This window comes from Acidobacteriota bacterium, assembly GCA_040752675.1.
Classification (GTDB): domain Bacteria; phylum Acidobacteriota; class Polarisedimenticolia; order JBFMGF01; family JBFMGF01; genus JBFMGF01.
Genome location: JBFMGF010000051.1, coordinates 25,347 through 36,552 on the forward strand (window position 1 = coordinate 25,347; position 11,206 = coordinate 36,552).

General features: G+C 47.3%; 7 protein-coding genes. All 7 read left to right on the top strand.

Annotated elements, in window-relative coordinates:
- The first annotated feature begins 32 nt into the window (after positions 1-32).
- The 7 genes from AB1756_05045 (at position 33) to AB1756_05075 (ending at position 10,791) form a co-directional block, all read left to right on the top strand.
- Positions 33-2,783 (top strand): TonB-dependent receptor, encoded by a 2,751-nt coding sequence (locus AB1756_05045; protein ID MEW5806698.1) that lies wholly within the window; start codon positions 33-35, stop codon positions 2,781-2,783.
- 71 nt (positions 2,784-2,854) lie between these two features.
- Entirely contained in the window at positions 2,855-3,034 is a 180-nt protein-coding gene (locus tag AB1756_05050) for a nucleotidyltransferase domain-containing protein (GenBank protein MEW5806699.1), read from the top strand.
- Positions 3,035-3,189: 155 nt separating this feature from the next.
- Entirely contained in the window at positions 3,190-5,937 is a 2,748-nt protein-coding gene (locus AB1756_05055; protein MEW5806700.1) for a hypothetical protein, read from the top strand.
- A 174-nt stretch (positions 5,938-6,111) separates the two neighbouring features.
- Positions 6,112-7,650: a response regulator gene (locus AB1756_05060; GenBank protein MEW5806701.1), complete on the top strand. Its 1,539-nt coding sequence runs from the start codon at positions 6,112-6,114 to the stop codon at positions 7,648-7,650.
- Between the two features lie 9 nt (positions 7,651-7,659).
- Positions 7,660-8,136: a response regulator gene (locus AB1756_05065; protein MEW5806702.1), complete on the top strand. Its 477-nt coding sequence runs from the start codon at positions 7,660-7,662 to the stop codon at positions 8,134-8,136.
- On the top strand, positions 8,120-9,082 hold the full coding sequence (locus AB1756_05070; protein ID MEW5806703.1) for an ABC transporter substrate-binding protein: 963 nt from the start codon (positions 8,120-8,122) through the stop codon (positions 9,080-9,082). The genes AB1756_05065 and AB1756_05070 overlap by 17 nt, the downstream gene beginning before the upstream one ends.
- Before the next feature lie 5 nt (positions 9,083-9,087).
- Positions 9,088-10,791: an ATP-binding protein gene (locus AB1756_05075; GenBank protein MEW5806704.1), complete on the top strand. Its 1,704-nt coding sequence runs from the start codon at positions 9,088-9,090 to the stop codon at positions 10,789-10,791.
- The last annotated feature ends 415 nt before the right edge of the window (positions 10,792-11,206 follow it).

Below are 11,206 nucleotides of genomic sequence, written 5' to 3' on the forward strand. Positions count from 1 at the left end.
TTTTGAAGAGCCGCACCTGGAAATTTCCGAAAATGCCATTGAGCATAAGCTCCACCTTTCTAAGAATCTTCGCTTCTCCCCTTTTAATTATTCTATTCCTGGCACCTTCTACAGCCTCAAATAAGATCTATGCCGAAGAAAAAAGAAATGTTGCTGGTGTTAAGTATGAAGAAGAGCATCAGGCAAAAAGCTCGATAACTATCGATGATTCGGAATCCGATTTCAGAGTGAGGGTTCAAACGGGGAGAGAGAAGGGATTTTCTTATGGAATAAATTTCAAATCCGATGATTTTGAAAGACTTCCCACTTCAAGAAGCATCTGGCAGATTCTTGAGCTTCTGGAACCTGCCACATACACGAATTTCCTCGATCATGCCGGGATCAAAGGAGGATTACAATCTCTCATGGGAATTCATGGAAGCTCTTGGACCCAGAACAGCTTTTTTCTGAACGAGATGGATTTTACTGACCCCTACGATGGGGGAAGAGCCCTCTTCATCCCGGAGTTTAGTGCGGTAAAAGAGATTCAGGTCTCAACAGGTTTTCATCCGGTTGATGTGGGAAGGCCTGGCGGGGCCATTGACATTCTCACGGTATGGAATGACTCATGGTGGGATGGAGATCAGGCCGAAAAAGATCAAGACTCTTCAATGCGATGGAAAAGTCAAGATGATCAGCAAGAACGAATGATAAACAAGTGGCAAGGGTCATTCCAGTCTTATTATCTCGGGAGTTCAACACAGTCATCGGCAAAATCATTTCCGGAAGTCAGGGGTCATCCTCCTTTCATTGAGGAGTTTCTAAGGAAAGGAAGACTGGAATTTCAAGCGAAAGGGCCTCTCCTGCCAGAGCGATTCTATCTCTTCGCATCGGCAACACGTGAGGAGAGTGAGATGAAGATATCAGCATATCAGAGAATCCCTGAAATAGTTCTGGGAACGGCCTTCCTGGAAACCGGTCTCATTCTATCCGATAATGAGAGGATGACATTCCTCGCCTCTTCCCAGGATTACAGAAACACTGATTATTTAGCAGGTCCACTCAAAAGCCCGGAAGCAACTTTAAAGAAAAAGGATTCCTACGCCCTGTTTCAGATCTCATGGGACAGAGATTGCTCGGAGCAATTTTCCATTCATGCGAGAGGAGGCTATGCAAGGCTCCGTTTGAAGCATCTGTTCAATGGTTCTTCGCAGAGCACCGAGGAGCTCTTTTTTGGTCAAATGAGGGGTTCGGCATCGCTTCAGGAGCGCTCCACCCGAAGCAAGCAGATTGTTCAGTTTGCTGGCTCCTATTTCAATGAGGGAAACGATGGAAAGGAATCAAAGATATCTCAGACATTCTTTGAAAGGCTGGATCACAGGTTGAATTTTGGAATCTCTCTGGATCGATCTTTCATAGATTCAGAAATTTCTGCCATTGATGATGTGAATCTTCTCTTTTATAAAGGGGAGCCTTTTGCCGTCAGAAGGCTAAACACACTGATTAAACCCGAGGAGAGTTTGAGAAATCTTTCCCTGTACTTAAGTGATGAAATAAGCATTGCATCTCACTTTAAATTTTACGCAGGGGTCAGATTCGAATGGAACCAGGGCATCCTCCCCGAGCAGGAGAGCCCTGCAGGAAATTTTATTCCGCCAGGAACTCTCCCCTCTTCCAGGAAATTGATTGATTGGAAAAGTTTTTCACCACGACTGAGGATATCCGTGCCAATCATCAAAGAGGAAAGGCTCGTCTTCAAGGCAGGATTTTCCAGGTATTATCACCGACTGCTGGGCAGACATCTTGAAGTGGCCAATCCCAACTCACTGGGAGGGGAGCTTTATCTCTGGGATGATATGAATGGAGACGACAGGTATCAGAGAGGGGAAGAATCAGGAATCCTGAAATCATTTGGCGGGCCTTACACGGAAGTATCTAAGAATCTCAAGCAACCTTATACTGATGAACTCCTCTTTGGTCTGGAGTTCCAAACGAAGAAAAAGGCGCTCTGGAAATTCTTTGCCTACCAGAGAGACGAACACCGACTCATGGAAACGGTCAATGATGGAGTTCCCTTTTCCTCTTATATCCCAGTTGAAATTTTTGATCCTGGAGATGACGAGCTTCCGGAAACTGGAGATGAGCAGACTCTGATCGTTTATAATCAGGACCCCGCTACCTTCGGAAAAGACCGGTACATCCTGGAGAATCCACCAAGACATGGTTCCTATGCTCAGGGCTTTGAAATCACCGGGGAAAAGAGAGGGAAGAATTACTGGTGGCTCTTTTCCTTCGTCGTCGCCCGCTCTGTGGCAATGGGAAATCCAGGAAACACAGAATACGACAATGACCAGGGAATCATCGGGGAACTCTACGACAACCCGAACAGTTTGATCAATTCGAGGGGGCGCCTCTTCTTTGATAGGGCCTTCACCTCTCGATTTGCTTTCCACTATCACCTTCCCCGCAATTTTTCTGTGGCCGCTGTGGCCAGGTGGTGGGATGGGCTTCCCTTTGGAAGAAGAATCATCATCGAAGGTCTCAACCAGGGACCGATTGTCATTCAATCGAGAAGGAGAGGTTTGAGCCGAACAGAGGCTTACATCACCCTGGATACAAGAGTAGAAAAATTGTTCCCTCTTGGGAAAAGCAAATTGGTTCTTCTCCTTGATCTTTTCAATCTCCTGAATTCGCAGTTTCATCTGAGAGAAGATGATCTGGCAGGAGACACTTTCACGGAACGCCGCCCAACTGAGATCATGCCTCCCAGGGTCCTCCGCCTCAGCCTCCAGTACCAATACTAGGTCACAATTGATTTACTAATGTGCCATCTGACACATTAGTAAAGTCAATGAAGTGGGAATTTTTGGCTCTTATGCAAAAGGTAAAGCACGAAAAAAACGATATCGATTTGCTTGTTGACTTTGAGAAGGCGATTGACCTCTTCGACTTCGTACATCTGGCAGATGAAATGGAGCGGATACTAAATACAAGAGTCGATCTTGTTACGCCAGACGCGCTGAAACCTTACATAAGACCAAATCTGCAATTATAGTAATACCAATTTTGCAGGAAAATTGATTTTTTTGAAGAGTTCATTAAAGAATGATTGCAAAGGGAGCAATCAACTGTATATATTAATGATGCTGAGCGATTGAGCAGAGAAATTATTCTGGATCAAGAAAAATTCGAAGAAAATAAGGAGGGGAAATGGTTGAGAAGAATATGAAAAAATTGAGGAGAGATTTGTTTTGTTTTTTGGCATTCGCCTGCTTTATTGCATCCGGATCATTCCGGGCAGCTGTCATTCCGGAAGAGGAGAGCGGGTTCGATCCGCTGGTCATTTACGATCCTTCCTCTCATGTTGGAATCATCGCGGAGACCCTCGAGTCTTTCACAGAATCAGGTTTCGAGGAGGAGCGGATCGGCTGGAAAAGTTTCATCAACAAGCATGGGGGAAGCTTAAAAGTCTACATAGATCGCCGATCGGGAAGCCCGACTCTGGTGGAAGGCCGGGTCATTCGCTGGTTCTCCGTTGATGGGTCGACCCCGAATTCGAATACATCTCAGGCGTCAACTCAAATCATTTCCCTCAAAGAGCTCGAGGCGAAGGCGCGTGAGTTCGTTTCGGAGAATTCGGCTCTCTTCAAAGTCATGGAGAGCGAGCTGGTCCTTAACCAGCAGGGCTCCGGCATGATTGACAGGGATCACTGGATACTTGTATTCGATCGCGTTGTAAACGGTATCCCAGTCGAGGAGCAACGGTTCATCATGTATGTCACCATGGGAAACCTTGTCGCATTCGGCGCCGACCGATGGGGAGTTTTCACGCCGAATACACAAATTACGCCGGGAACACCATCAGAGCCAGTTTACGATGCAGCAACAGCGCGCGAGTTTCTTTACGCTTACATGGGGATCACCTCCGCTGACTCGGTTCAAGATACCGAACCAGTAAGGCTCGTATATTTGAGTGTTTCCCCTTCTATGAGCATGTTATCTTATATGAATTTTTCACCTTCTACAGGTCAACCTTCTTCGGAGAATGGAATCACTGATTCAAGTTACACTGGACCGGTGGGCAAAGGGGTTGATTACAGGCTGGCCTGGCGGTTTACAATCAGCGTTGAGAACGAGCGCGGGATCTGGGTCGGCAAGGTCGATGCGACGAGCGGAGAGATCCTCGCCTTCTACGACGACATGAAGTACGGGCGCGTCAAAGGGGGCGTCTATCCGATGTCCAACGACAATCAGGGATGGGAAGGAAACGAGCAGTCAGGCTTCCCCATGCCCTATGCCGACGTCTCGATCGATGGTCAGGCGCAGACCTGTAGCGACATGGGTCTGTTCACGCCCGGCTCCGGAAGTGCTCAGGCCACAACGACTCTAAACGGTTCTTACGTCCAGATTCAGGATGGTTGCGGAAGCTTAAGCGAGTCCGGCGCGGCTGACGCCGACGTCGACCTTCGACAGAGTTCCGGCACTGACTGCACCGTACCGAACGGAGACTCCGCCGGAAACACTCATGCTGCTCGCACGAGCTTCTTCCACATCAACCGTGCCAAGGAGAAAGCTCGTTACTGGCTTCCCGACAACAGTTGGCTAAAGGGAAAGGTAACCGTTAAACCAAACTCGGCGTGGTGGACCTGTAACGCGAGCTGGGGCGGGAGCATCACTCTTTACAAGTCTTCGAAAGGAGTCTGCCGGAATTTTGGTGAGATATCCGGCATCGGGATTCACGAATGGGGACATGGACTCGACCAGAATGACGGCGGCGGCTATGACAATCCTTCAGAAGCTTACGCAGATGTCGCAGGTATCCTGTATGACCGCTTTTCATGCCTGGGACGAGGAAGCTACTTCGGCGACTGTTCCGGTTACGGAGATGCATGTCTCGACTGCACCGGCATTCGCGAGCTGGACTGGGACAAGCGCGCAAGCCACAAGCCGGCGACTGCTGATGGGTTCGTCAAGGATAACTGCGGTGGAGGCGGTGGACCCTGCGGGAAAGAAGTGCATTGCGAAGGCCATCTCGCGGCAGAGACAATCTGGGACCTGGCAGCACGCGACCTGCCTGCAGAAGGGCTCGACCCGTACACATCCCACCAATTGACCGAGAAGCTGTTCTACAAATCACGCAAAGGGTCCGGCGGAAACGCCTACAACTGCTCGATCCCGAACTCGGATGGATGCGGCGCTGGTAGCTGGTTTACGAAGTTGCGCAACGTAGATGACGACGACGGCGATCTGTCGAACGGGACTCCGCATGCAGCCGCAATCTTTGCAGCATTCAACCGGCATAAGATCGCCTGCGGAACGGGTGGCGATGCCTCAAACCAGAATCATTCTTCATGCCCGGCGCTCGCGACGCCGACTCTATCTGCTACGGCAAGATGCGGGGCGGCGAAGCTTATGTGGAGCTCTGTCCCGAATGCTGAAAACTACCTGATCCTGCGCAACGACCAGAAATGTGATGCTTCATCCGTCATCATCGCCACGGTGGAAGCACCGGTGACCGAATATACTGATTATGGTCTGCCATCCGGCTTCCCGTTATATTACAGGGTCCAGGCTCAGGATGCCAACGTCGCCTGTGAGAGTGCGGTTTCGTCGTGTGTGAGTGTCACGCCAGCGACCGGCACAATCATCGCCGAGGTTACAGGGCTCACTTTGACCAATACTTCATCTTCGACCCATCTTAGCTGGACATCCCAGCCAGATGCCACGAAGTATGACATGGCTGGAGGATTTCTCGGGGAGTTGCTCCTCGACAAGAATTTCACCCGCGCGAGCTGTTTCGCAAATGATCTCACGCAGAACCAGTGGGACGACACGCGCAGCTCCCCTCCGGCAGGGGAAGGATATTACTATCTAGTTCGCAGCGAGAACAATTGTGGCCCTGGAACTTACGGCTGGAAGACCAACGGCCAGGAACGCGTCATCACATCCTGCCCCTGATCACTTGCCATACATCTTGAGTAACGCCTCGGTCTTGGGCGCATTGGAAATCTTTCGCTCTCAAAATTAGTCCTTCACTGACTTGCATCTTTAAACCAGAAAATTATATTACCTTTAGGCTTGAGAAGGGAGGGTATAGTTGGCGTGTTACCCCTTGAGAACATAAGATTTGATATGGATAGAGAGCAAACTTCTGCAAAGATTTCTGTGCTGATCGTGGAAGATGATGAAGATCAAGCTTTCCTCGAAAAAGAAAAGCTTGAGCAGGCTTTCCCCTCTTCAAAAATTGACGTGGTAAACAATGGCACTGACTGCTTGAGAAAGCCCCTTGGAGAATATGATCTGATCTTCCTGGATCTCAATCTACCCGACATCTTTGGTCTCGATCTTTTGAAAAAGATTCAAATGACATGTGATATTCCTGTAATTATCATCACTGGAGAAAACGACATCTCTTCGGCTGTCTCGGCCCTCAAATCCGGAGCCTCTGACTATGTCATCAAATCGAACAATGCCTTTGAAGTCTTGCCTATCATCGCGCAGAACGCCATCGCAAATTATCAAACCAAAAAGGAAAGCGAGATATTGAAGCAAAGGCTGATTCAATCTGAAAAGATGGCCGCCATCGGGAAACTGGCGTCCGGAGTGGCGCATGAGATAAACAATCCTCTCACCGCCGTCCTGGGTTTTACAGAGATACTCCTCTTGAAGTCGCATGATGGGTTCAAATCCAAGCTTGAAAAAATTCGCGAGAGCGCCATGCGCTGCAAAAGGATTGTGGAAGATCTCCTCAGCTTTGCAAGGGAACATAAAACGGAAAAGAAGCTTCTGAATGTCAATGAACTTCTGGAGCGCTCTCTCTCCATAGGAAACAGTCTCATTAAAATGTTTAATATTCAGGTTCAGAAAGTGTTTGAAGAACCTTCTCCCTGCTTCTATGGCGATGAATTCCATATGCAGCAGGTCTTCGTGAACATTTACTCGAATGCATGCCATGCCATGGAACATTCGGAGAAGAAAATCTTGACGATTTCCACCGGATCCTGCAACGATTCTATCTTTATCAGATTTTCGGATACAGGTCATGGGATTCCTGCGGGCATCCTGAGCAGAATATTTGATCCTTTCTTCACGACAAAGGAGGTCGGCAAAGGTTCAGGACTGGGACTCAGCATCTGCTACGGGATCATTGCCGAACACTCTGGAAAGATTTCCGCGGAGAGCCCTCCAGGAGAAGGTGCTACATTCATTATAGAGCTGCCAAAGGCCGATCAACTCCATGCTCATGAAACGGAAAGAACCTTCAAGGAAAAGTTGGATTTATTGAATCCTCTCGCCATTTTAGTGGTTGAGGATGAGGAGAACATCTGCGATTTTTACCGGGATGCTCTGGAAGAAGATAAAAACACGATCCGCTTCGCCCGTTCGGGGAAGCAAGCCTTTGAGGAGCTAGAACAGCGGAATTTTGACATAATCATACTGGATCTTAGAATCCCGGATATCAATGGGATGCAATTCTACAACACTATCAAGGAACGAAAACCTGATTTCCTTAACAGGATTCTTATCTGCACCGGCGATACGATCAGCGCAGAAGTCAAAGAATTCCTGTCGAAGGTTAACAGTATCGTCCTGAATAAACCTTTCACTCTTTCTGATCTCAAGAAATCCATTATCAATATTCTGACAGAGCAACAATCTCTTTCTATGTGAGGTTAAACCATGACGAACGACAGCATGATCAAAATTCTTCTGGTGGACGATGACGAAGATTGTCGCTTGATGTTCCAGGACGCCGTCAAGGACGCAAACATTAAGAATGACATCTATGAAGTCGGAAGCGGCGAGGAGGCATTAGATTTCGTCTTCAAGAGGGGTAAGTATCACGATGCGCCGACGCCAGGGCTCATATACCTGGACATCGATATGCCTGGAATGAGCGGTCAGGAGGTGCTGAAAAGAATTAAATCGGATAAGATGCTTCACAACATTCCCATCGTGATGCTGACCAATCTCAACGATGAAAAAGAAAAACTGGCTGCCGCTCAGAACGGCGCAAATAGTTACACCGTTAAGTCCTCTGACCCATTAAAATTCATCGCAACTATCATTGAGGCGACGAACTACTGGCTTTGTATCCATCAGCATGTTCATTACAATGGACAGAAGGGCATCGAAAGCCATGCAGAAAATATTTAAGGCTGGCCTGTTCCTTCCTCTCCTTGTCTGGCTGAGTTTTTTGGGGAGCCTGGCTCAGGCTCGAGACTACACCATCGCAATTGCCATTAGCAGCGATCTCAAGGAATACAATCAAGCCTATAGCGGCATTATCTATTGTCCTGATTGGAAAGGCGTCAATGCTCGGATTCATCCTATATATTTCGATCCCAATAATAAGATTGAAAGCAGCCTGAAGCTTGTAAAACTCCAGCCTGATCTAATCTTCACGATCGGTAGCCGGGCCACTAAATCCGTCACAAACCTGGTCAAAGACATCCCCATCGTCCACTGCATGGTCTTCGATAAACAGCTGATAGAAGAGCTTAAAGAGAATGATTATCCAAATGTATTTGGCGTTGACTCGTACTTCTCACCATCCGTCCAACTCGAAGCCTTGAAAAAGATCCTCCCGAACCGGATGAGGATCGGAATCCTGTATGATCCCAAGAACTCGAGGAATTATATTGAAGAGGTTTTCCTGAAAGCCAAGGAATTCAATATGAGCCTGGTTATTAGGGAGGTTTCTTCCGAATCCAACGTTCTTCCTCTTCTTGAAAGCATTAAGAAGGACGTGGATGTGCTCTTGAGTATTCCAGACAAGACAATCTACACACCGCTTACAATGAAATCAATCCTTCTGTTTTCCCTGAGAAATAAGATCCCAGTCGTCGGTTTTTCGAGCAGCAATGTCTCCTCAGGTGCCCTGTTCAGCCTGTTATGCGACTATTCCGACCTGGGGTCTCAGGCCGTAAAATTGGCCATAAGCATCCTGCAAGGGAAGAAATTTCACAAGGGCTATCTGGAGGAACCACGGAAGCAGCTTCTTGCTCTCAATATGCGGACAGCCAATGTTATTGATATCAAATTGCCTGATGAAATCATCGGCCAGGCCATGATGATTTTTGGCGTAGAGGATTCAAGATAAAGCCCATGAAAATTATTCATAAACTATTTCTAATCATTGCTGGTTTGATGATCTTCCTCTCCACCGTACTGACGTACAACATTATCATTCATGAGAAAAGGGAAATGCGAAAGGAGCTGGAAAAGCGCGGCATCTCTCTTGCAGAAAATCTTTCCTATAACAGCGAATACAGCGTTCTGATCAACGATCAGGCGGGGCTGAACACTCTAATCGATGGAGTCCTTAGAGACGAGGATGTGAATTATGTCATCATTCTGGATGCGCAGGGTGAAATCATCTCCTCCAAAGGGGGCAAATTCCTCAACAAAGCCAGGAAAGGCACCTTCATCCAGACGGCGCTGGAATATGACAGAACGATAGCTCAAGAGATTCCCGATACCGAGATAATAAATATATCAAGCCCCATCTGGACAACCTCTGACTCCTCAGAAGACCTCTTCTTCATCGAAGATACCAAGAATCTGAAAAGGATTGGGACAATCCAGGTTGGTATCTCCCTGCAGCGACAGAAAGATCTCATCAGAGGAATAACCAATCGCATCATCCTCATTAACATCATCATTCTCACAATCTCCTTCCTGACATCTTTCCTCTTCTTAAGATTTGTGACTGCTCCTATCAAGAATCTGATGAAGGCAACCAAGAGTATAGCCGATGGAAACTTCGACCTTAGGATAGATGTTTCGCGTCATGATGAATTGGGCCAGCTTTCACAATCATTCAACGATATGGCCGAGAGTCTCTGCAAAAAAGAGAAGGAACTCCTGAAGGCAAACAAGGAGATCGAGTCGTGGAACCGGGAGCTGGAAAACCGGGTCATCGAAAGAACAAGCGAGCTCAAGTCGGCAAAGGAAGAGCTCGAATTTCAGGGGAAACTGCTGGCAGAGGCAAACGCCAATGCCATCAATCTCCTGAAGAAGACGGAAGACAAGAACCATGAGCTCAGCATGCTGAATCAGAAATTGGAAAAACAAAGGATACTTCTGGATAAGATGAACGCGAGATTAGAAAGTGAGATTGCCGAGAAGGAGGACTTCCTTCGCGCCGTCTCTCACGATCTGAATGCTCCCCTGAACAACATTGCCGGATTAGCCAACTCCATACTGAGAAAGCATGGCGCGGAAATTAACGAGGATATGCGAGACCGACTCCAGCGCATCGAACGAAATATTCAGAGAGAATCCGAGCTTCTGGGAGATCTTCTGGAACTCTCACGGATCAAATCAAGAAGATTATCTTTTGAAAATACAAACATTCGGGAGCTTGTAGATCTCGTCATCGAGAGCCTGGAGCAGCAGATTGAGCAGAAGAAAATCCAGATACAGATCGCGACTCCACTTCCAATCATCTGCTGTGAGAGAAACCGCTTTAGGCAAGTCTTTCAGAACCTCATCGATAATGCTATCAAGTATATGGGGAAACAGGATCGCCCGAGCATCGAGCTCGGATGCGAGGATAATAACGGTTTTTATAAATTCTGGGTCAAGGACAACGGAGTTGGCATCAAGAAGGAAGATCAGGATAAGATCTTCTTCGTTTTTCGGAGACTCAAGAACGAGACGACTCGGGATATTCAGGGTAAAGGGGTCGGATTATCCACCGTAAAGAGAATCATTGAGACGTATAATGGCGAGATCTGGGTAGAGTCCCAGGAAGGTCGAGGAAGCACCTTCTTCTTCACTATCCCCAAAAAAGCAAGCGTCCACTAATATATAGAGCTTCTCTCCCGCATTTTCGGCGGCCTGCACCGAAAAGAAGCAGACCGCATCATCAAAATCCACGCATAAAGTACTAATGAAGCCATCATGGAACAATTATTTTATTTTCAACAAGTTATAATAATTAGCATCTTTTAGTGAAAAATTAGACTTGACCGAGGGAAATCGTCGATGTATTTTTAAGGCTGCAATAGAAAGAAATAGGTGTATTCAAAGGTTTTCGTAAATGCCGTAAAAGCAATCCCAATATAAGCAATATAGGGTGACAGTGCTTTTACGCCTAATAAGTTTTCTATGCTTGGGAGGAGGCACACATGAAGAATAATCGCTTTCTGCTGTTTAGCCATCCGCGCCTCTTGATGATTCTTGCCTTTCTTATCATGGGAACAACAGCCTTAGGGTTTCA